Consider the following 21539-nt stretch of genomic DNA (forward strand, 5'->3'; position numbering starts at 1 on the left):
CCTACTACTTCGGCAGCTTGGGGGTGATCTGCCGGTCGATGATCTGCTGCAACTGGGTGGCAACGCCGGCGAATGTCGATGCGACGTCGGCCTTCTGGAGAGCGATCTGCTCGAGTCCCGTGCCGATGATCTGATCCCCACCCGGGACGAACACGCGTGCGTAGTCCTGCGAGCGCGTACGCGAAAGCTGATCCACGGCGGTACGGGAGTTGGGGTTCGCGTCGAGGAACGCCTTCATGCTCGGCTCCGAGGTTGCCGACTTGCGGACCGGCATGTAGCCGACGTTCTGCGAGAAGTACGCCGTGTTCTCACCGTTGGTGATGAAGTCGATGAACTTGAGCGCGTTCTTCTTACGCTGATCGGAGATCTTGGACGGGATGGCAAGTCCGGCGCCGCCGGTGGGGCAACCGGGAGTTCCGTCCACTGCCGGGAGGAAAGCGGTACCGAAGTCGAAGTTCGCAGTCTTCTTGATGCCGGAGAGGTCACCCGTGGACGCGATGGTCGACGCCAGAATGCCGGTACCGAATTCGTTGGCGATGTCGGTGGAGACCGCGGCGTACTTCTTGTCGTGAATCATGCTGGAGAGGAATTGACCTGCAGCAATGGTCTTCTCGTTGTCGAGCTTCAGATTCCACTGGTCGGAGTACGATCCGCCGAACGTCCAGATGGGGCCTTCGTAGGTCCAGCCGAGGTAATCCTTCGCGTTGCCCCACCCGTGTGCCAATTTGCCGTTGCCCACGACCTTCTGCAGCTCTGGTCCCCACTCGTCGAACTCCTGCCACGTCGCCGGCCCACGGTCGGGAAGACCGGCCTGCGACCAGACCGCCTTGTTGTAGTAGAACAACGGCGTCGACCGCGCGTAGGGAAGCGCGTAGTGCTTGCCCTGGAACAGGTAGTCGGCGAGCAGTGAATCGACGTAGTCGGCCGAGTCGACGCCCACCTCGGAGAAGAGTCCGTCGAGCGGCTCGATCGCTCCGGCAAGTGCGTAGTTGAACCACCAGACATCCGAGAGCACAACCACATCGGGCACATCTCCGCCGGAGAGGGCAGCGTTGAACTTTTGTGCCACCTCTTCGTAGTTCTTGCCGCCGTCCACCAAGTTGACCTTCAGGTCCGGGTACTTGGTCTGGAAGCGGTTGATCAGTTCCTTCTCCACGTCGGTGGACTTACCCGGATGGTTCGACCAGAAGGTGATGGTGTTGGAATCACCCGACGCACCGGATGTTCCCGCAGCATCAGCGCTCGACCCGCCGGAACCCGCGCACGCGGTGAGTGCGGCGCCGGCGGCGATTGCACCGCCGAGGCTCAAGAATCCGCGCCTGTTCATGTTTGCCATTACTGCTCCTCGAAAAAGAAATGTGACGGGAAATGCTGTCAGCCCTTGACCGCACCGGAGGTGAGGCCCTTGATCATGTGTCGTTGCAGCACAAGGAAAATCACCAGAATCGGCAGCATCGTCAGCACCGTTCCTGCCATGACCGGACCCCAGTTGGTGAGTCCGTCGTTGTTCTGCAGTTGGGTCAATCCGATCGGCAGCGGCGCTACCGAGGAATCGTCGGACATGAGGAACGGCCACAGGTACTCGTTCCACTCGTTGACCACCGTGATGATGCCGAACGCCACCATCGTGGGTCCGGAAACGGGGAGCACCACGCGCCAGAGAAGCCGCCAGTGACCGGCGCCGTCCATCCGCGCCGCCTCGATGATCTCCGAAGGAATCGAGAGGAAGTGGTTGCGCATGAGGAACGTACCGAAGGCTACACCCGCGAGCGGAACTATGATGCCCTGGAACGTGTTACGCCAGCCCCACTCGGCCACGAGTGCGTAGTTCGAGATCACGGTGATCTGATTCGGCACCATCAAGGCGGCGATGATGCCGAGAAAGACGAAGTTCTTCCCCGGGAAACGCAGGAACACCAACCCGTACGCACTGAGAGTGCCCAGAACGAACTTCGCCGCTGACAGAATCGTCGTGATGACTATCGAGTTCCGCAGAAACATCCAGAACGGGACCGATGTTGTTGCTTCGGAGTAGTTCTCGGGATGCAGCGACGACGGCCACCACGTTGCCGGCTGGGTGTAGATCTCCGGCCGCTCCTTGAACGAGGTCATCACGATCCAGTAGAGCGGCAGGACGATGATGATCAGGGCGATCACCATTGCCGCGTACCCGAGGACCTTCACGCCGACCTCACGCCGGTCCACGTTCCTGCGATCCGGGCCGGGTCGGACGACGGAAGTCGGAGCAGCGCTTTTCTTTTCCTCTACCGCTGTCATTTTTCTTCTCCCCGATCCATGGCACGAACCTGGTAGACGGTGATGATCAGCAGGATCAGGAACATGATGGTCGCAACCGTCGCGCCGTAGCCCGCCCGGAAGTTTCGGAACGTCTCGTTGTACACCTGGTAGACCATGGTCGTCGTCCCCGTCCCCAGCGGACCGCCTCGGGTCATGACGTTGATGATGTCGAAGACCTGGAGCGAGTTGAGCATGACGGTGATGGAGAGGAAGAACGTCGTCGGGCGCAACTGAGGCAGAAGAACCCGGCGGAACTTGGTCCACGGCTTGGCGCCGTCGATTTCGGCAGCTTCGTTCAACTCCTGCCGAACTCCTTGCAGCGCAGCAAGGTAGATGACAAACGTGTAGCCGAGGTTCTTCCACATGTACGTCAGGGTCACCATGAACAGCGCCCAGTGGGGATCCTGATAGAAGTCGGGCGATTGGAGTCCGACACGGTGCAGGAGATCCTGGATCAGACCGAAGTTGGGGTCGAAGACGAACTGAAACGCGACACCGATCGCTGCACCGGAGATCACGAACGGCGCGAAGATGGCCGACCGGACCAGGTTTCGCCCGACGAGCTTGCGATCGAGCAGCATGGCCAACGCCAAACCGATGACCATCGAACCCACAACGGTGACCAACGTGAATACCACTGTGTTGGTGACGATCTGCCAGGTATCGCTTCGTCCGAACCACTCGCGGTAGTTGCTCAGCCCGATGAACGTCGCCTTCGGGTCCGCAATGTTCCAGTCGAAGAAAGAAAGTCGGATGTTGTCCACCAGCGGGCGATAAGTGAACAAGATCAACAACGCGAGATTGGGACCTACCAAGAGCGCAAAGAGCGCGTAGTCACGCCATGGTCTGCCCCACAGACCTGGCTTGCCTGAAGTGGGCAGCGTTCTTTCCGGACTCGATCTCACTGAGGCAGTCTGACCGCCCGCAGCGAATGAAGGGTGAACGTACAAGACACTCGAGTTGAACGCGACACGAAAAAGGCCCTGCGCGAATACTTCTCGCGCAGGGCCTTCGTCGACTGTGTCTAGCGGTTCCAGTCACCCAATCCGTCGGCGCCGCTGAGGACTCCACCTGCGGTGTTCTGCACGATCACCGGGTCGCCTTTGCCTGCGTTCTCGAAGAACCACTTGGCGTCCTCGGTGCTGACGTTGAGGCAGCCGTGGCTGACGTTGGTGAATCCCTGTTGCGCAACCGACCACGGAGCAGCATGAACGAAGATGCCACTGTAGGAAATTCGCGTCGCGTACTCGACGTAGGTCCGGTATCCCTCGGGAGAATCGATCGGAACTCCGTACGTGGACGAATCCATGTACATGTCGCGCAGCTGCTCGCCGACGATGTACGTGCCGTTCGGTGTTTCGTGGCCCGGCTTGCCGAACGACGTCGGCATGGTGCGCACGACCTCGCCGTTGCGGGTGACGGTGACCTGCTTGGTGTTGTCGTCCGCGACGGTGACGAGTGCGTCACCGATGTTGAACGTGGAGTGCGAATCACCGGCGTCGACGGTCACGGAGATGTTCGCCGGCCAGAACTGTGCCGGCTTCCAACGGACCTGGCTGTCGTTGATCCAGTAGAAGCTGCCCTCGACCGGAGGATCGGTGGTTACGCGAATAGCGCGTTCAGCCGTGGCACGGTCGCCGACCGCCTCGTTGAAACGAATGATGATCGGCTGTGCGATACCGACTGTCTCACCTGCGGACGGGTTGAGCGAAGGCGCGGAGAAGTTGGGAGCGCCGATGGGCGCCTGAATCGGTGTACCCGGGATGCCCGGAACCGGAATCGCCGGATCGAGGTACGGCACCCCTGGAATGACGGGCAAAGGAATGTCCGGTCCACCGGGGAAGAGAGGAACGGCCGCGGAAGGTCCGGCGAGAGCAAGGCCGGCAGCCACCGCTCCGACGATTGCCACGGCAACCCGTGACGTCCGACGACCCTGTTTGCTGCCCATGTCACTACCTTCGCTCGACTGACCACGTACTCACGTGGATTTTGCGCGGCCGGCATCGATACCCGCCTGGTACCGATGCCGATGCACATTCGGACGCACCCGCTGGGAGCACACCTACACACCCGAGCACGCCAAAGAGAGCAAACCGCACATTTCCATAGTCATTAACACACAAAAGCGGCAATCGAGCAATTCGGATGTTCGCCCAAACGTTGCTATCCCTCGCTGCGGGCAGCCGCCAACATGGATTCGATGGAGATGAGTTTGGTTCGCGGTCGCCCGGCGGCGGCACCGGATGCGCGTTCTGCCTTGTCGATACGCTGCCACCCTTGATAGTCCACCTGATCCGGCGACCGGTCTGCCAGCAGAACCTGCAACTTGTCGGCATCCTCGGCGGGGGTTGCGAGGCGTCCACCAGCGAAGTCGTCGAAGATCATCGACACTGTCTCGGCAGAGCAGTACTTGTTGGTGCCGATCACGCCAGTCGGTCCGCGCTTGATCCAACCCGCGACGTAGACACCCGGGATCGGCGTGCCGGTCTCGGTGTCGATCACTCTGCCGTTCTCGTTGGGGATCACGCCGCGAGCGTCGTCGAAGGGCAAGTCGGCCATCGGTGTGCCGCGGTATCCGACCGACCGAAGCACCAGTGAAGTGTCGATCGTCTCCTCGGTTTCGGTAGGCCGGGCGGAGAGCTGACCGGTCGGCGTTGCCACCAATTCGTTTTTCACGATCCGCACCTGTGAGACTGCACCGTCGCCGAGGATCTCGACGGGAGAGGTGAGGAACCGGAGAACGATCCGCTTGCGAGAAGGATCCGCGGTACGTGAAGCAAATTCCTGCGCCTGCTTGACCTTGAGCAGGACGGACGGCTCGGCGGCATCGCTGTCCACGAACGCCTGACTGGCCTCGTCGAGTTCGGCTTCGATCGGGTCGACGACTACGTCCACGTTCGCCATCTGTCCTAGCGCCAACAGTTCGGGATTGGTGTACGCGGCCTGCGCCGGCCCGCGACGCCCGAGAATGACGACCTCACGAATCTTGCTGTCACGCAGAGCTTCCAATGCGTGCTCGGCGAGGTCCGTCTTCGCGAGCTGGTCAGGGTCGGTCACCAGGATGCGTGCGACGTCGAGTGCGACGTTGCCGTTTCCGACGATCACCGCTCGCTCGCCGGACAGATCGAAAGTCCGATCGGCATATCCCGGGTGGCCGTTGTACCAGGCGACGAACTCGGTGGCAGCGTGACTTCCCGGCAGATCCTCGCCTGGGATCTCGAGCTTGCGATCCCCGGCAGCGCCCACCGCGTAGATCACTGCGTGGTGATGGTCCAAGAGTTCCGAATGCGAGATGTGGGTGCCCACCTCGACGTTGAAGTGGCAGCGCACAGTCTTCTTCGCGACGACGGCGCGGAACTGGTCGGTGACGCCTTTGGTTCCGGGATGGTCCGGCGCCACGCCGGCGCGCACCAATCCGTAGGGAGTGGGAAGTCGATCGAACATGTCGACCTCGACGCGCGGCTTGCCGGTCAGTTCCATCGCCGCGTAACAGGCGGCCGGGCCGGATCCGACGATCGCCACTTTCAGCGTTCCGAGCTCGGGATCGATCTTGGCCATCGTGATCGGCTCGGGCCAGTCCGGGCCCATCGGATGCTTCTCGAAGTACGACGCGTTCATCTGCAGATACGGCGCGTCGTCCTCGTCGAGTTCGTTGTCCGGGAAGATCGCCTCGACCGGGCATTCGTCCACACACGCACCACAATCGATGCAGGTGTCGGGATCGATGTAGAGCATTTCGGTGGTCGCGAACGGAGCTTCGTCCGGTGTCGGGTGAATGCAATTGACCGGACACACGTCAACACACGAGGCGTCGTTGCAGCACGGCTGCGTGATCACATACGCCATGACATTCCCCTATCCCTGAAACACGAAGCACGAACTGATTCCCAGACTATAACGTGTTCCAATTTGGCGCGAGAATCGTTTTCAGATCACCCCATTGCGCTTCAGCAGCCATACCGCCTGCACAGTGGCGTGACCTCGCCATTCCAACGCCGCGGCGGGCGAATAGCTGTCGAAATCCACCGCCCAGCCGCCGTCGTCGTGTTGCCTCGCAGCGAGTGCCGACAGTTCGGAGTCGATCACCGCCGCATCGAACAACGCGCGGGTCGGCCCGCCGGGAAGCGGTGAGAAATCGAGGGGCCGCATGAATTCGCCCTCAGCTCCCCCGTCCACGTGCACCAAACCGTCGGCCGGGATTCGTTTACCCAGTGCATTCACCAACGACGACACCTCGGGGTTCGAACTGTGTACCGCGTCGAGAAACTGCAAGGCAAAGGCCAACTCGAGGGCATGCAGAGAATCCGCCCCGGCGATCGCGCCGAGGCAATATCGAACGGCAGAGGCGAACCACGGATGTTCGGCGACGGCCTCGTCGAATTCGGCGACGCGAGCCGCTGCAGCACACACGATGCTGGTGATCTGCAACGACGGCGTCGTCGAATCGGCGTCCACCCAGAAGGGTGCACACCCAGCCGGGTCGGAGATCGGGAAGGCGAACGGCAAACCGCCGCCTGCCGGCGACTTGGTCTGCAACCAATCGCACAGCTCGACCGCTCTGGGCGTCGGCGTTCCGATGTCGGCAAAGGCCTCGAAGGCATGCAGCGCTCCGCCCGGTTGGCTGGTTGCCGAGCGGAGATCCGGTTCGAGTCCCCAGCCGTACCCGCCGTCAGGGTTGCGATAACCGTCCACGGCCGAAAAAGCCGCGGCCGGGTCACCCTGTCCGAGAATCAGATTCAGTCGATGCCGATCGAGAGTCCGGGCATGTCCCGCCATGAACCCGACGGCCGCTGTGAGATCAACACTCATGAAGGACGGTTCAGGATTCGTCGCCGTCGAGCCGGAAGCCGACCTTCAACGTGACCTGGAAGTGCGCCACGGCGCCGTTCTCGATGTGACCGCGAGTTTCCACCACCTCGAACCATTCGAGGTTGCGCACCGTCTCGTTCGCCCGAGCGATGGCGGTGCGAATTGCCGCGTCACTGCTCTCGGTGGACGAGCCGACGATCTCGGTCACCCGGTACACGTTGCTGCTCATGGCATTCCCTTCGTGTCAGATTCGACGAACCAACTCCTGCGCCTCGGCGCCGAGCCTCGCAAGGCGAAGATCACCGAGAGCTGTCACAGCACTACCCAACCTGTTGGTGGTGAAACCGAGCGAGAGTCCGCTGGACAGGTCCGCATACGCTCCTGAACCGCCGACTCCGTAGTGGCCAATCGCATTCCGCGGCTGCCGCCGCGCGGCAATGATCGGCGGGTGGTAACCGAGAGTCCAGTTGGGCCGCACCGCGAGCACGTAGTCCCGATCGCGAGTCTGGATGGTCGACATCTGGTCGATGGTCGACTCCTTCAGGAACCGCTTCCCGTCGATCACACCGCCGTTCGCGATGGCGCCGTACATCTTCGCGAGCGCACGGGCGCTGAACACGCCGTTCCACCCCGGCATCACTGCGTCGTTGACAGCCGGGTTGCGCACCATGACGTCGAAACCGTCGGGCATCGCGGCCTCCGCAAGTCCGCGAGTCGGACCGACGTGTGAGAGCACGGTCGAGGCGAAGGCCCAGTTCAGCCCCGCAGGGTTGATGTGCGGGAACAGCTTCGCGATTCGTGGACGCTCGGTTTCGGGTACGCGATACCAGAATTCGTCGACTCCGAGAGGCTTCGCTATTTCCGCTTGCACGACGTCGATGAACGGCTGGCCGGACACCCTGGCTACAAGTTCGGCTACCAACCACCCGTAAGTCACAGCGTGATAGCCGGGCCCTCGGAGCCGACGCGGATCCGGCTTCTCGGCAGCCAAGGCGGCAACGACGGCGTCGTAGTCCATCAGGTCGAGAGGATGCGGCATCAGTCCACGCACTCGGTGAAGACCCGCTCGATGTGACATCAGTTCGCGGACGGTGATCTTGTCCTTGCCTGCCGCTGCGAATTCGGGCCAGTACTGGGCGACCGGAGCGTCGTAGTCGATGAGCCCGCGTTCGGCGAGTCGATGAACGACGGTGCTGGCTACGCCTTTGCCCGTCGAGAAGGACAGCGACACCGTGTCGTGGTCCCAGCGCCGATCACGGTCGGCATTGCCGGCCCAGATGTCGAGTACTTTCTCGCCGCCCAGGTACACGACCAGCGCGCCGCCGCCTTGTTGCGGTTGGCGATACATCGCGAAGAAGCGGTCGGCCAGGGGAAGGAATCGCCGGTCCACGTACAGCTCGGTGCGCGAAGGCACCTCCACCCGGGCGAGCGAACCCCGTCGTGCATTGGGAGTCATCGCGTCCTCCGATCCCCACTGATTCAAGTTGTCCGGTCACCGGATCGGTGGCGGGAGCTTGACACCATTGTGACCACTGTCACGCAAGGGGTTCAGGACCGGGGTGCACTCACGGGGTGACCCACGTCGAAGTGCCGTCGCTGAAACATCCCTGACCTGTGGCAATGTTGAAAACAAGGGTGGGTCCGCCTGAGCAGATGGCTCCGACGTCTGCGTCACCCACCGCCGCTCTGCCTCCTGGTCCGCTGAGCACCACGGCAAAGGGTGAGGAATCGGTGCGGCCGAGTGCGAGCGAACCGGGGCCGTACGCAATGGCAGCAAGCACTCCACCGCGCGACTCGGCGGCAGCGACGCCGCCGAAGAGCCCCACGCCTGCAGACCTGCCGCCGTCGCGTGAATCTGCGACGCCGACGCCGTCACCCTCCACGTGCGAAATCGCATAACTGGAGGGATCGGCCACCGCTCGGCATGCTGATGACCCGTCGACGATCGTCTGATCTTGGCCGCGCGCCGAACAATCCAACGTCGCAGCAGATGCCGTTCCGCTACCGAGAGACAATCCGAAGGCGGCCAGAACGATGCCGCCCGCCGCCAAACCTGCTGCTCGCTGTTTCCGGCGATCCATATCCAACCCCCACAGTGCATTCGACGTGACCGTACATTCGACGTCTAATCGAATTACCCGATATGTCCGCCTCTGACGCTACCCGTCTTTGTTCTTCCTATCTCGGTCCTTGCTCGGTTGAACACGTTTGGGTTCACCGGGCATTTTGGGATAGTTCGGGGGGTACGGCAGATCGCCCAGTCCTGCCGCCAGATCCTTCTCCCACATCTCCAGCAGAACGTCGAGGGCAAAGGCGTTGTCGTGCATCGCTTCCATCGGATCACCACGGTCGGCGAGCAGGCCGGGAACCGTGGCAATGGTGCAGTCGTCTGGATGCACGTCGCGCAGTTCGTCCCAGGTCACCGGCGTCGACACTGTTGCGATCGGAGTCTTACGGGCTGAGTACGCCGCCGCGATGGTCCGGTCGCGGGCATTCTGATTGAAATCGATGAAGATTCGCTCCCCCCGCTCTTCCTTCCACCATGCCGTGGTGGCGCGGTCGGCACTACGACGCTCGACTTCGCGAGCAAGCGCGATACCCGCGTGACGGACCTCGACAAAATCCCAGCGCGCTTCGAGCGGGATGTAGACGTGAAGGCCTCGGCCACCGGAAGTCTTGGGGAATCCTTCCAATCCCAACTCGTCGAGTAGCGGACGAAGGACTTCGTCCGCGATCGCTACGGCCTCGTCGAACCCGGTCCCCGGTTGCGGATCGAGATCGATGCGGAGCTCGTCCGGATGGTCGGTGTCCGGGCACCGCACGGCCCACGGATGAAACGTGACGGTACCGAGATTGGCAGCCCACACGATGTTCGCAGCACTGCGCACTCGAAGGACGTCGGCCTTGCGACCCGACGGGAACGTGACCTCGCAGGATTCGACGTGCTCTGGCCGCTTCGCCGGCAGCCTCTTCTGGTAGACCTCTTCGCCCTCGATGCCGTCGGGGAACCGCTGAAGATGTGTGGGCCGATCTCGGAGCGCCCGCAACGCTGCACCCTGCAGTGCCACTGTTCGGTAGTACTCGACAAGATGCCGCTTGGTTCCGCCGTCCTCACCCAACTGCGGATAGTAGATCTTGTCCGGGCTCGACAACCGGACCGCGATCCCGTCGACGTCCAGCTCCTCTGCCGGGCTCGCCATCACTTACCGCCTGCAAGTACATCCGCGAAGTCGTATCGCACCGGAACCTCCAACTGATCGAATGTGCATTCGTCGGGCACCCTGTCCGGACGCCAGCGCAGGAACCGCGCGGCGTGCCGAAAGCGTTCCCCTTCCATCTGGTCGTACGCCACTTCGAGCACCCGCTCAGGACGAAGCGGAATCCAGGAGCGGTCTGCGGCCGATCTCCACCGGCTGGCCTCTCCCTCGGCCACTACGTCGTCCCCGAGGCGCAACGGTTCGAGTTCGGCCAACAACTCGATCCGCCGCGCCGCGGTGAAAGCAGAAGCGCCACCGACCATCTTCAATTCGGAACCGTCGTACAGACCCAGAAGCATCGACCCGATACCCGGCTGGCTCTTGTGGGGACGGTAGCCCAGCAGTACGACATCCGCGGTCCTGGCGTGTTTCACCTTGATCATCTCGCGTTTGTTCGGCAGGTACGGTCCCGCCAGCCTCTTGGCGACAACCCCGTCGAGACCCGCGCCTTCGAAGGTTTCGAACCAGGCCATTGCTTCGGCGCTGTCGGCCGTCGCTGCAGTGACGTGGCAACTCGGCCCGCCACCGACGCAATCGAGGAGCAACGCACGTCGCACACCGAAATCCTCGATCGAGACGTCGCGATCCCCGAGCGCCAGTAAATCGAACCCGACGAATTGCGCGGGCGTCTGTTCCGACAACAATGCGACGCGACTCGCGGCGGGATGAATCCGCTCGGAGAGCGCTTCCCAACTCAGGCGCGTCACACCGTCGATCTCACGGGGAACCACCAGTTCTCCGTCCACCACACATTTTTCGGGCAATTCAGACTTGACGGCTTCCACCGCCTCGGGAAAGTACCGCGCCAAGTCCTTTCCTCCTCGCGACCCGAGTACCACTTCGTCACCATCACGAAAGATGATTGCTCGAAATCCGTCCCATTTCGGCTCGTACGACCACGTCGGGTCACCGGACTCGGGCTGAGGCGGCACAGCGGCCGCAGCCTTCGCGAGCATCGGGGCAAGCGGCGGCATCAGGGGTAGCTCCACCTACCCATACTGACAGTCCGGTTGGCAATTCGACTACCGATGTATTGGAATAGGTCCCGAACAATCTACGAACCAACAGAATTATCCAAGAATCAACAAAGGGGTCCTTATGTCCGGAATCGTCCGGCGACTTTGCACTGCGGTGATCGCAACTTCTGCAATCGCCGCCTTCACCGTCGGTTGCGGTTCCGACATCGAGCCGAAAGCCATTGCGGAATCGTCTTCCTCGGTTGCCGATTCGACCACTACCTCCGCGGCCCCGACCACCTCGAAGATCACCGGCCAGGAAGGCTCCGACGACGGCGGCGACGTCGACATCGACGTGTCGATCGGTGATTGCGTCAAACTCGGCGGTACCACGACGGCCGCGGAAATCGACAACGCGGACTGCGGTAGCAAGGATTCCAACTACAAGGTGGTCGCCAAGGTACCCACCTCCGACCAGTGTGCCTCCGACGTCGACTCGTACTACTACGAGACCCTCGCGGGTGACGAGCAGGGCGCTGTCTGTCTCGACGTCGACTGGGTAGTCGGCGGATGCATGGACCTCGGCAGCGGAATGGATGAGCCCGCCCGCATCGAATGCTCGGATACCAGCGGCACCAATGTCGTCGAGGTCGTCGAAATCCTGCAGAACTCCACGTCGATCGACGAATGCGGTTCGGGGGCAGACTCGGGATTCGAGCACCCGGAACGTAAGTTCACGGTCTGCGTCGCAACGCTCTGATTCGAGCGCCCTCCCGAAAAACACCTGTGCGCCTTGCCAACCGATCTCGGTTGGCAAGGCGCACAGCGCTTTCTACAACCAGCCCCGACGTTTGAAGATCGTGTAGAGACTTCCACACGTCAAGAACATCATCGAGAGCGCAAACGGATAGCCCAAGTGCCAGTGCAGTTCCGGCATGTCGTCGAAGTTCATTCCGTACACGGTTCCGATGAGCGTCGGCGCGAAGAGAATTGCCGCCCACGCCGAGACCTTCTTGATCTCCTCGTTCTGCGCGTAACTCGCCTGCGTCAGATTGCGCATCTCCTCGTTCTGGTTCTGCGACACCAGAGTTGCGTTCACCGTGAGGATGTTTCCGAGCAACTGACGAAATCCGTCGGCCCGCTCCACCACAGTCGTCGCATGGTCGGTGACGTCGCGGAGGTAACGCTGGAGTTCTTCGTCCGTGTGGTACTTGTCGAATCCTGCCGACAACCCACGCAGCATCCCCAGCAGCGGACGAGTCGCCCGCTGGAATTCGATCACCTCACGGGTCAGTTCGTAGATGCGGCGCGAAACTCCGGGATCGCCACTGAACACTTCGGTTTCGATCTCGTCGATGTCGTTCTGCAGGCCGGCCACCACCGGGGCGTACCCGTCGACGACTGCGTCGAGAATGGCGTAGAGAACGGCCTCGGTACCCAACCGCAACAGGTCAGGATCGTTCTCCATGCGAGTCCGCACCGCCGAGAGATCCGGCGATTCACTGTGACGGACGGTCAGAATGAAGTTCGGACCACAGAAGATGTGCAACTCGCCGAATTCGACCCGCTCGGTCTCGTCGCGGTACCGCGCAGCACGCAGGACCACGAACAGTGTCTTGCCGTAGCGCTCGAGCTTCGGGCGCTGGTGCGCGACAATCGCATCCTCGACCGCCAGCTCGTGGAGATCGAAATGCTGTGCAGCGGCATACAACTGGGCGTCATCGGGCCGGTACATCCCGATCCACGCCATCGACTGCGAATCAGGAAGGCATGACAGTGCTTCCGCCAGGGTGGACGGTGACGCTATCCGCTCGCCGTCGCGGTACACGCCACTGTTGACGACAGTCGATTCGACGGGCGCCACCGCCTCGGGCGGGGCAGCCTTGACGACGGTGCGTGCGGCACGCGAGTGCCCGGGATGCGAGTCACCGAGACCCGCAGAACGACGTGGCAGTACCGAACGTGAACGACGAAATTCGCGCATGCTGAACAGCTTTCGAGGGAAGAGTGAACGACGACGCTTGCTTCACAGCAAAGCCGAAGCCGATGAACACACGATGAAGCTGCAGCAAAATACCGGATCAACCCGGGCGGCTACAGCTTCAGTTGGTACTCGGAGGTTGGCCACGCATTACAGCCACACCTCCTCTTCCCTGAATTCCCGCGCAAGTCCGCGCACGACGCCAACATGCTACCCCGACTGCCAGGGCACGACAAACCGAACGACAAGCCGCAGGACCGCGTGAGCCTGCCGAAGGAATCCCGCTCGGTGAATGCAGCTTTCAGTCAGCTCGCGGCGCGCAATCCGCCGATCAACAGTTCGACGATCTCGTCCGCCAACGACTCCGTCTCCGCCAACGTCTGCCCTTCGCGCCTTCGGTACCAGAGGTCGATGCCGTTGAGACTGCTGAGGAGTACTTTTGCCGCCATCCGAGGTGAGCCCACGCGAATGGAACCATCCGCGACGCCTTCGGTCATCACGTCGACGAACAGATTCTCGTAGTCGAGCCGCAGCGAATTCAGTTCCACGAGGACTTGCTGTTGCCTCGGCTTGAGCGCGGAGTTCATCTGGCCCCGGACACCTTGGTGGATCGTGTGGTGGTACCCGAGATGTGTCATGAGATTGACCAGGTGGGCGTGCGACATCGATTCGAGACGCGCGAGGCCGCTGTCTGCGCCGTCCATTCGAGACTCGACTTCGGCGCGAAGCAGGCTCATCCCGCGCTCGTAGATTGCCAGGTAGATGTCGAACTTCGAACGGAAGTGGTAGTAGACAAGACCTTTGGTGGCACCGATTCGATCGGCCAGTAGATCGACAGTCGTGGCCGCGTAACCATCTTCGGCAAAAGCGTCGGCGGCGCTCGTGATGATCGCGGATCGCACGTCCGGAAGATCACTACTCATTCGACTTCCACTCCCATTCACACTGCCTGCCGGCCCTTGACTGTTTCCACGCTATCGCATAGTAATACTGAGTAGTATCCCAGATCAGAGAGGTTTTCCAATGTCGTTGGATTTTTCCGGCAAGGTAGCGATCATCACGGGCGCAGGCGGCGGACTCGGCCGTTCGCACGCATTGGCCCTCGCCGCGCGCGGCGCTCGCGTAGTCGTCAATGACATGGGTGGTTCGGTCAACGGCAGCGGCGGCGCCGATACTGCGGCAGCCAAAGTAGTGGCAGAGATCGTCGAGCTGGGCGGCGAAGCGATCGCGGACCACTGCGACATCACCGACGTCGACGCCGTTGCCGCCATGGTCGCAACGGCTGTGGACAAGTGGGGCCGCGTGGACATCCTCATCAACAACGCCGGAATCCTGCGCGACAAGTCGTTCATCAAGGCCGAGCTCGACGACTTCCGCAAAGTCATCGACGTGCATCTGATGGGTTCCGTCATCTGTTCGAAGGCAGTCTGGCCGCACATGGTCGAACAGAACTACGGACGCATCCTCATGACCACGTCGGCATCGGGAATTTACGGCAACTTCGGCCAGGCAAACTACGGCGCCGCGAAGTCCGGCGTCGTCGGCCTGATGAACGTTCTCGCCATCGAGGGTGAACGCAAGGGCATCCGCGTCAACTCGCTGGCGCCGACCGCCGCGACCCGCATGACCGAAGACCTCCTCGACGAGAAGACTCTCGCTCTGCTTGCACCCGAATCGATTTCACCCGGCGCACTGTTCATGGTCTCCGATGACGCACCGACCAAGACCATCCTCAGCGCCGGCGCCGGCGTCTTCGCGATCGCTCGCATGGAAGAGTCGCAGGGCGTGTACATCCCCGAAGGCGCACTCTCCCCCGAGGTCGTCGCCGAACGGTGGTCCGAGATCAGTGACATGACCAATTCCGTCCAGGTGCCCGCGGCGTTCGATCAGACCCGCCGGTTCGTCGAGAAAGCTGTAGCCGAGCAGCCGACCACCTGAGCAGGGCAACCAGCCAACTGATCGATCCTGCTCCCCCTAAGGTGTGGTGGTGACCACACCCACGGGAGTTTCGATCGTCGACATCGTCGACAGACTGGGAATGACGTTCCTCAGCGGAGGCGACACCGTCGACGACGCCCGCACTGTCAGCCGAGTGACCCTGCACGAAGGGTCCGGAGTTACGCAGGACAGTGCGGGCGCCGTCGTGCTCGGCGCAGGACTCGCCGGGTCGGCCGACATTGCCACTGCAGTAAAAGAATACGGTTCGGCCGGAGCCGTCGCGCTGATCGTCAGGGAGCCATTGGCTGTCGACGACAGCGTCGCACGGGCGGTCGCCGAAGCCGATATCGCACTACTTGGAATGGTCAAGGATGCAAGTTGGCTGCAAAGTGCGTCGCTGATCAACGAGATCCTCGAATCCGGCAACAACGGGGACCACACGTCGGCCGCCGACGCCGACCTGTTCGATCTTGCCAACTCGATCGCTCAGGTACTGAACGGCCCGGTCACCATCGAGAATCAGTCGAGCCGGATCCTCGCGTTCTCGGCAGATCAAGCCTTCGGTGACGAGGCACGTAAGCAGAGCGTCCTCGGACATCAAGTGCCGCAGCACTATTCCGACCGACTCCGATCGATGGGGTACTTCAACAAGATCTACGGCTCCACCCTGCCGGTATTTCTACCGGGTATCGGGCCAGGCATCAGGCCCCGAGTCGGCATGCGAATACATGCGGCATCCCAGATCCTCGGTTCGATCTGGGTGATCTTGGACGAGGAGCCGAACGAATTGCAGGTCAAAACGCTCGTCGAGGCGGCGGGCGTAGCCGCGATGAGTTTGCTTCGCGCCAAGCTGGCAGCCGATTCCGCACGACGACTGAGGTTGGGCGAGGTGATCACGCTACTGAGTGGCGGCACTTCGGCCAAGGAAGCGGCCGAGCGTCTGGGGTACGGCCGTTCGAAGGCAAACGTGCTTGCGGCCGGCTTCCGTAGCGGCGCCGGCGCATCGTTGGAGGCCGAAGCCGACGTCGATCAACTGGCCCTGACACTCAATACCTACCTCCACCAAGTATTTCCGCTGTCGGTGGCGGCAGCGATCGGCGGCACCGTCTACGCCGTCATTCCACACACCCGGCACCAGACCGACGACGACTACGTGCGTCGGATCGCGTCGGAGTTTGCAGACCGTTCCCGTTCGGAAAAGTCGGTGGTCATCGGAATCGGTGCGACAGTGGCCGACGTGATGACGCTGGAGAAGTCACGCGACGAAGCCGACCGAGCGCTTCGCGTTCTGAGGTCGACGTGGAATTCCTCGGGCCGGACCGTCGCGCGCGCCGACGACGTGCAGATCAATTCCCTGCTACTGCGCCTCTCCGACGCCCTGGCGGACGAGGACGAGACCGCGTCGGGACCGCTCGCGGTACTGCGTGAGTACGACCGCACTCACGACATCAACCTCGTCGACACCCTCCGCGCCTGGCTCGACACGTTCGGCGACATTCCGGCGGCCGCGTCGTTGGTTCACATCCACGTCAACACGTTTCGATACCGCCTCAAGAAGCTTGCCGGGATTGCCGGAATCGATCTCGACGATCCGGAAACTCGATTCAGCCTGATGCTCCAGCTTCGTCTTTTCTATCCGACAGCGTTGTAGCGATCTACCAAGTCTCACGAAACATTCGTAAATCCGGACGATGTTCTCCACCTTTTGTTGGGTGAAGATTCAAGCAATCGACTTTTGCTCCTGACCCGACAGACCTCGCGTCACTCGGGGGCGGGACTTCACCTTCCGGAGGCACCATGAAACAACGGTCCTACGCACTACTGGCTGCGGCAACTGGCACCGTTCTTGCCCTGAGCGCATGCTCATCGGGTGGCTCGTCGGGTGCGGGTGGGGGTGAACCCGTCACGGACGGCACCTTCAAATTGGCTCTCGTGGCCGACCCCGGCGCTCTGAATCCGCTGATGACCGCCGCATCGCCGGCGCACCAATTGGCACGTCTGAGCTACGACTATCTGGTCCACCCGGACCCCGATACCGGTGTCACCAAGCCGTGGCTCGCCGAAAAATGGGAAGAGACAACCACTTCCGCGTCCTTCACCATTCGCGACGGCGTTACGTGTAACGACGGATCCGCTCTGACTGCCCAGACGGTCGCGGACAACGTCAATTTCATCACCAACGCTGCAAACAAATCCGCTCTCCGCGGGGTGTACGCCCCGGCTACCGCGAGCGCCACCGCCGACCCGGCGACCCGGACAGTAACGGTCACAACTCCGGAGCCCTCTCCGTTCCTGCTTCTCAACCTGGCGCGAATACCGATCATGTGCGAGGCCGGGTTGAAGGATCCGACGGCGGCAAACAAGACGACCTTCGGGTCGGGCATGTTCCAGATGACCGAGGCAGTCGCCAACGATCATTACTCCTACGTTCGGCGCGACGGATACAACTGGGGACCGGACGGCACTACCTCCGATACTGCCGGAGTACCCAAGAATGTCGTCGCATCCATCATCACGAACAACAGCACAGCGGCCAACCAGGTGTTGTCCGGTGATCTGAATGCCGCAGCGGTTTCCGGCCCCGATCAGGATCGCATGAACGCCGCGAACCTGGATACCGTCAAGCAGCCTGCTCCGGCGGGCGAGATGTTCTTCAACCACAGTCCTGGCAATCCGACGAGCGATCCTGCCGTACGCAAGGCTCTGGTCCAGGCTCTCAATCTCGACGACCTCGCCGAGATCTTCACGGCCGGTCGCGGAACCCGATCGACCACGATGGTGTCCATCGAACCGCGGGCCTGCATCTACGACTCTGTCGCCGGAAACCTGCCGGACTTCGATACCAGTGCAGCCGCAGCAACTCTCGAGTCTGCGGGCTGGAAGGCCGGCGCGGACGGTAAGCGCAGCAAGGACGGCACACCGCTCCGAATTCGGATGGTCTACGAGACGTTCGGTGACGCGACCGATGCTGCCGCCGACGTCGCGGTCAATGCGTGGAACGACCTGGGCGCCACCGTTGAACTCACCAGTGGTGACTCGAACAAGATTCTCGATGTAGCACTCAGCGGCAAGGACAACACGGCGTGGGATGTCGCGTGGGAGCCGATCAACGTCGCGCTGCCCAGCATGCTGGTCCCCTTCCTCTCCGGTCCGGTGCCCGCTGCGGGAATGAATTTTGCGTCGATCTCCAACCCGGCCTACGACGCAGCCGTCGAAAAGGCTTCCGGGCTGACAGGCGAGGACGCTTGTGCCGCTTGGGCAGACGCCGAATCCGAAATCATCAAAGCAAACTCGGCGGTACCTTTTGCCGACAAGATCACGACTCTCTACTTCAACAATGCGGGTCTTGCATTCGGCCGCAATTTCATCGGTTCGGCCCTGCGCCTGTACCAGTAGAACACCGGTAGCGACCGGGGAAATCGTTCTGTTTCGCCGGTCGCTGTCGGTATACGGACAGGTATTCACTGATCCCGCCGGTTTTCGTGGGAGCGGACGAAAATCGACCCGATTTTCGTGAGGATCGACAGAGATGCGCGTCACGTCATACGCCAAGATTTAGCAGTCAACACTCAACCGCGCCCTCACGTTTTTCGCTCGGGCCCCTGCTCCATCACGGAGGCACCATGAAACACCGCTTCTACCCAACACTTGCAGCAGCCGCAGGGCTCACGCTCGTGTTGTCTGCCTGTGGCTCGGGAGGCACGTCCTCGGGCGCCAGTGGCGGTGAACCGGCCACGGACGGAACCTTCCGTTTCGCTCTGCAGGCCGACCCCGGTGCACTCAACCCGATCATGTCGGCAGCGTCGGCGACCGCAGAGTTGTCGCGTTTGGCCTATGACTACCTCGTCTACCAGGATCCCGATACCAGTGAAGTCGGACCGTGGTTGGCCGAGAAGTGGGAAGAGACCCCGACCTCTGCGTCCTTCACCATCCGCGAAGGGGTGACCTGTACCGACGGATCCACGCTGACTTCCCAGACCGTCGCGGACAACATCAACTTCGTGGCCAATCCGGACAACGGTTCACAGTTGCGCGGGTCCTCCGTTCCGACCGGTGCCACTGCAACCGCCGACGCTGCAGCGCGCACCGTCACGGTCACCACTCCGGCGCCGAGTCCCTTCCTGCTTCTCAACGTCGGTCGCCTGCCGATCCTGTGCGAGGCCGGGTTGAAAGATCCGACAGCGTCGAACAAGAAGTCGCTCGGCACCGGCATGTTCGAAGTCACCGAAGTCGCCGCCAACGATCACTACACGTTCCAGCGTCGCGAGGGCTACAACTGGGGCCCCGACGACACGACCTCCGACACCCCGGGTGTCCCCAAGACGGTCATCGCCGCGATGTCGCCGAACGTGAGCACCGCCGCCAACCAGCTTCTCTCGGGTGAACTCAATGCAGCTCCGATCGCCGGTCCGGACAAGGACCGCGTCGCGGCAGCCAATCTGGACTCGGTCGGCCGTCCGCTGCCTTCCGGTCAGATGTACTTCAACCAGATCGCGAGTAATCCCACCAGCGATCCCGCAGTGCGCAAGGCCCTGATCCAGGCGGTCAATCTCGACGACCTCACTCAGGTCATCACTGCCGGACACGGAGTCCGGGCAACCAGTCTCGTCGCCGTCGAACCGCGCGCGTGCGTCTACGACTCCGTCGCAGGCAACATTCCGGACTTCGATCTCACTGCCGCCAAGGCAACACTGGACGCTGCAGGTTGGACCGCTGGTTCTGACGGCAAGCGAAGCAAGGACGGAAAGCCGCTCAATCTCCGTCTCGTGTACGACGGCACAGACGATCCGCGCAACGCAGCAGCAGAACTCGCTCAGTCGGCGTGGTCCGAACTCGGCGCAAACGTCGAGGTGATCGGCGGCGACTCGAACAAGATCATCGACGTCATCCTGAGCGGCAAGGACAACTCTGCCTGGGACATCGCCTGGGTCCAGATCAACTCCTCGCTCCCCAGCACCTTCACCGCCTACTTCACCGGTCCGGTTCCCGCTGCAGGCAAGAACTTCGGGTCGACAAGCAACCCCGCGTACGAAGCAGCAGCCACCAAGGCTTCCGGTCTGACCGGTAGCGACGCTTGCGACGCTTGGGCCGACGCCGAGTCGGAGCTCACCAAGACGATCTCCGCTGTGCCGTTCTCGGATTCAGTTATGAACGTGTACTTCAACAAGGCTGGACTCTCATTCGGTAAGTCGCTCAACGGTTCTGCGTTGCGCCTCTACCAGTAGGTCGCCCGCCCACTCTGAATATCTTCCCGCCCCAGCATCCCGCCCTCCGGAAAGACAGCCCATGAGTCAAACTATTGAAGCCGCGAAACCAGAAGCGGCGCCTCAGGCTCGAGCAAAGTGGCTCGAGTCTGACAGCTGGCCCGCATATCTTCTGCGTCGTTTCGGCACCTTCGTGATTTCACTCTGGGCGCTGGTGACTGCGGCGTTCCTGATGCTCCAACTGATTCCGGGCGACCCTGTTCGGTTGGCTCTGGGAATGAACGCACCGGTCGAACTGGTCGAGACAACGAGGTCTCAGCTCGGTTACGACCTTCCCTTGTGGCAGCAGTACTTCCGATTCGTCGGCGGGTTGCTGAGCGGGAATCCCGGTGACTCGATCACCTTGAGGACTCCGGTCTTCGAGGTGATCGCGTCCCGCCTCCCTGCAACACTCGAACTGGCTGTACTCACAGTCGTCACGGTGCTGCTGTTGGGCATTCCGATCGGCCTCATCTTCGCTGCACTGACCCGCAACGGCCGACGACGCGGAGTCGAGATCGGTTACACCGCAACGTCGGGCACCATCGCCGTGATCCCCGAGTTCATGTTCGGCACGGCGCTGGTCTACCTCTTTGCCGTCACGTTCCCTGTTCTGCCCGTCGCCGGCCGCGGTGGACCGGAAAGTTACATCCTTCCGGTCGCGGCCATGTCGATCGGTGCCATCGCCTCGATGTCGCGCATCGTCCGTGCAGAGGCGCTCGGCGTGTTGGACATGGACTACATCCGTACGGCGCGCGCCAAGCGAATGACTGTGGCACGAATCTACTTCCGTCATGCAATGCCCAACCTCATGACGTCGACGCTGACGCTCGCCGGACTCCTCCTTGGTGGTCTGATTGCCGGCACCGTGCTCATCGAGAGCATCTTCGCCTGGCCCGGCATGGGCATGGCGCTGGTCAAGTCCATCACCGAGAAGGACTACCCGCTCGCCCAGACACTGGTCGTGATCTACGGCGCCATCGTCCTTCTCATCAATTTCATCGTCGACGTGGTGCTCGCTCTCATCGACCCACGATCCACAATTCGGGAGAACTGA

The 21539-nt window shown here is 61.9% G+C and carries 19 protein-coding genes; 6 read left to right on the forward strand and 13 right to left on the reverse strand.

Translation table 11 applies throughout. The features are described from left to right. Positions 1 to 4 precede the first annotated feature (4 nt). From ABWI03_RS01115 to ABWI03_RS01165, 11 genes are all read right to left on the reverse strand, one after another. The gene (locus tag ABWI03_RS01115; protein ID WP_235170255.1) at positions 5 to 1336 is read right to left on the reverse strand and encodes an ABC transporter substrate-binding protein; all 1332 of its coding nucleotides are present in this window, start codon (positions 1334 to 1336) and stop codon (positions 5 to 7) included. A 38-nt stretch (positions 1337 to 1374) separates the two neighbouring features. After that, positions 1375 to 2277, reverse strand: coding sequence for a carbohydrate ABC transporter permease (locus ABWI03_RS01120; RefSeq protein WP_124567764.1), 903 nt, complete (start codon positions 2275 to 2277; stop codon positions 1375 to 1377). Then, positions 2274 to 3248, reverse strand: a complete 975-nt coding sequence (locus ABWI03_RS01125) for a carbohydrate ABC transporter permease (RefSeq protein WP_435054133.1) — start codon at positions 3246 to 3248, stop codon at positions 2274 to 2276. Before ABWI03_RS01125 ends, ABWI03_RS01120 begins: the two co-directional genes overlap by 4 nt. Positions 3249 to 3322: 74 nt before the next feature. After that, positions 3323 to 4246: a L,D-transpeptidase gene (locus ABWI03_RS01130; RefSeq protein WP_124567765.1), complete on the reverse strand. Its 924-nt coding sequence runs from the start codon at positions 4244 to 4246 to the stop codon at positions 3323 to 3325. 215 nt (positions 4247 to 4461) lie between these two features. Then, positions 4462 to 6144, reverse strand: a complete 1683-nt coding sequence (locus ABWI03_RS01135; protein WP_200316670.1) for an FAD-dependent oxidoreductase — start codon at positions 6142 to 6144, stop codon at positions 4462 to 4464. A gap of 81 nt (positions 6145 to 6225) precedes the next feature. Then, positions 6226 to 7107 carry a hypothetical protein gene (locus ABWI03_RS01140; RefSeq protein WP_298777193.1) on the reverse strand — a complete coding sequence of 294 codons (882 nt, stop codon included), beginning with the start codon at positions 7105 to 7107 and terminating at the stop codon, positions 6226 to 6228. Between the two features lie 10 nt (positions 7108 to 7117). Beyond that, positions 7118 to 7336 (reverse strand): dodecin, encoded by a 219-nt coding sequence (locus ABWI03_RS01145; RefSeq protein ID WP_003939815.1) that lies wholly within the window; start codon positions 7334 to 7336, stop codon positions 7118 to 7120. 15 nt (positions 7337 to 7351) lie between these two features. Further along, on the reverse strand, positions 7352 to 8563 hold the full coding sequence (locus tag ABWI03_RS01150) for a serine hydrolase domain-containing protein (RefSeq protein ID WP_095968563.1): 1212 nt from the start codon (positions 8561 to 8563) through the stop codon (positions 7352 to 7354). A 109-nt stretch (positions 8564 to 8672) separates the two neighbouring features. Then, positions 8673 to 9188, reverse strand: coding sequence for a DUF6764 family protein (locus ABWI03_RS01155; RefSeq protein ID WP_095968562.1), 516 nt, complete (start codon positions 9186 to 9188; stop codon positions 8673 to 8675). A 78-nt stretch (positions 9189 to 9266) separates the two neighbouring features. Beyond that, entirely contained in the window at positions 9267 to 10307 is a 1041-nt protein-coding gene (ligD, locus tag ABWI03_RS01160) for a non-homologous end-joining DNA ligase (RefSeq protein ID WP_298777192.1), read from the reverse strand. Continuing rightward, entirely contained in the window at positions 10307 to 11353 is a 1047-nt protein-coding gene (locus ABWI03_RS01165; protein WP_298777191.1) for an ATP-dependent DNA ligase, read from the reverse strand. The genes ligD and ABWI03_RS01165 overlap by 1 nt, the downstream gene beginning before the upstream one ends. Positions 11354 to 11462: 109 nt before the next feature. Here ABWI03_RS01165 and lppU point away from each other — a divergent pair, with 109 nt between their 5' ends. Then, the gene (lppU, locus tag ABWI03_RS01170; RefSeq protein ID WP_019745226.1) at positions 11463 to 12080 is read left to right on the forward strand and encodes an LppU family putative lipoprotein; all 618 of its coding nucleotides are present in this window, start codon (positions 11463 to 11465) and stop codon (positions 12078 to 12080) included. 72 nt (positions 12081 to 12152) lie between these two features. Here the strand turns inward: lppU and ABWI03_RS01175 are convergent, their stop codons facing one another. Together ABWI03_RS01175 and ABWI03_RS01180 are read right to left on the reverse strand one after the other, a co-directional pair. Continuing rightward, a complete protein-coding gene (locus ABWI03_RS01175; protein WP_007731382.1) occupies positions 12153 to 13304 on the reverse strand; it encodes a magnesium and cobalt transport protein CorA in 1152 nt (383 codons plus the stop codon). A gap of 302 nt (positions 13305 to 13606) precedes the next feature. Further along, a complete protein-coding gene (locus ABWI03_RS01180) occupies positions 13607 to 14224 on the reverse strand; it encodes a TetR/AcrR family transcriptional regulator (protein ID WP_298777190.1) in 618 nt (205 codons plus the stop codon). Between the two features lie 100 nt (positions 14225 to 14324). Between ABWI03_RS01180 and ABWI03_RS01185 the strand changes: the two genes are divergently transcribed. The 5 genes from ABWI03_RS01185 to ABWI03_RS01205 all read left to right on the forward strand — a co-directional run bounded on the left by ABWI03_RS01185 (position 14325) and on the right by ABWI03_RS01205 (position 21539). Continuing rightward, positions 14325 to 15239, forward strand: a complete 915-nt coding sequence (locus ABWI03_RS01185) for an SDR family NAD(P)-dependent oxidoreductase (protein ID WP_166809165.1) — start codon at positions 14325 to 14327, stop codon at positions 15237 to 15239. A gap of 49 nt (positions 15240 to 15288) precedes the next feature. Continuing rightward, entirely contained in the window at positions 15289 to 16890 is a 1602-nt protein-coding gene (locus ABWI03_RS01190; RefSeq protein ID WP_296551857.1) for a PucR family transcriptional regulator, read from the forward strand. 146 nt (positions 16891 to 17036) lie between these two features. Further along, a complete protein-coding gene (locus ABWI03_RS01195; protein ID WP_298777189.1) occupies positions 17037 to 18635 on the forward strand; it encodes an ABC transporter substrate-binding protein in 1599 nt (532 codons plus the stop codon). 227 nt (positions 18636 to 18862) lie between these two features. Further along, positions 18863 to 20464: an ABC transporter substrate-binding protein gene (locus tag ABWI03_RS01200; protein ID WP_166809162.1), complete on the forward strand. Its 1602-nt coding sequence runs from the start codon at positions 18863 to 18865 to the stop codon at positions 20462 to 20464. Between the two features lie 61 nt (positions 20465 to 20525). Beyond that, the gene (locus ABWI03_RS01205; RefSeq protein ID WP_095968556.1) at positions 20526 to 21539 is read left to right on the forward strand and encodes an ABC transporter permease; all 1014 of its coding nucleotides are present in this window, start codon (positions 20526 to 20528) and stop codon (positions 21537 to 21539) included.

The organism is Rhodococcus baikonurensis (genome assembly GCF_040489275.1).
Classification (GTDB): Bacteria; Actinomycetota; Actinomycetes; order Mycobacteriales; family Mycobacteriaceae; genus Rhodococcus_F; species Rhodococcus_F baikonurensis.

Bases quoted from the DNA above. Each gene is read 5' to 3' on its own strand.
- ABWI03_RS01115 (WP_235170255.1), bottom strand. From the start codon at position 1,336: ATGGCAAACATGAACAGGCGCGGATTCTTGAGCCTCGGCGGTGCAATC.
- ABWI03_RS01155 (WP_095968562.1), bottom strand. From the start codon at position 9,188: ATGGATCGCCGGAAACAGCGAGCAGCAGGTTTGGCGGCGGGCGGCATC.
- ABWI03_RS01140 (WP_298777193.1), bottom strand. From the start codon at position 7,107: ATGAGTGTTGATCTCACAGCGGCCGTCGGGTTCATGGCGGGACATGCC.
- ABWI03_RS01205 (WP_095968556.1), top strand. From the start codon at position 20,526: ATGAGTCAAACTATTGAAGCCGCGAAACCAGAAGCGGCGCCTCAGGCT.
- ABWI03_RS01145 (WP_003939815.1), bottom strand. From the start codon at position 7,336: ATGAGCAGCAACGTGTACCGGGTGACCGAGATCGTCGGCTCGTCCACC.
- ABWI03_RS01150 (WP_095968563.1), bottom strand. From the start codon at position 8,563: ATGACTCCCAATGCACGACGGGGTTCGCTCGCCCGGGTGGAGGTGCCT.
- ABWI03_RS01130 (WP_124567765.1), bottom strand. From the start codon at position 4,246: ATGGGCAGCAAACAGGGTCGTCGGACGTCACGGGTTGCCGTGGCAATC.
- ABWI03_RS01120 (WP_124567764.1), bottom strand. From the start codon at position 2,277: ATGACAGCGGTAGAGGAAAAGAAAAGCGCTGCTCCGACTTCCGTCGTC.
- ABWI03_RS01175 (WP_007731382.1), bottom strand. From the start codon at position 13,304: ATGCGCGAATTTCGTCGTTCACGTTCGGTACTGCCACGTCGTTCTGCG.
- ABWI03_RS01135 (WP_200316670.1), bottom strand. From the start codon at position 6,144: ATGGCGTATGTGATCACGCAGCCGTGCTGCAACGACGCCTCGTGTGTT.
- ABWI03_RS01195 (WP_298777189.1), top strand. From the start codon at position 17,037: ATGAAACAACGGTCCTACGCACTACTGGCTGCGGCAACTGGCACCGTT.
- ABWI03_RS01180 (WP_298777190.1), bottom strand. From the start codon at position 14,224: ATGAGTAGTGATCTTCCGGACGTGCGATCCGCGATCATCACGAGCGCC.
- ligD (WP_298777192.1), bottom strand. From the start codon at position 10,307: ATGGCGAGCCCGGCAGAGGAGCTGGACGTCGACGGGATCGCGGTCCGG.
- ABWI03_RS01200 (WP_166809162.1), top strand. From the start codon at position 18,863: ATGAAACACCGCTTCTACCCAACACTTGCAGCAGCCGCAGGGCTCACG.
- ABWI03_RS01185 (WP_166809165.1), top strand. From the start codon at position 14,325: ATGTCGTTGGATTTTTCCGGCAAGGTAGCGATCATCACGGGCGCAGGC.
- lppU (WP_019745226.1), top strand. From the start codon at position 11,463: ATGTCCGGAATCGTCCGGCGACTTTGCACTGCGGTGATCGCAACTTCT.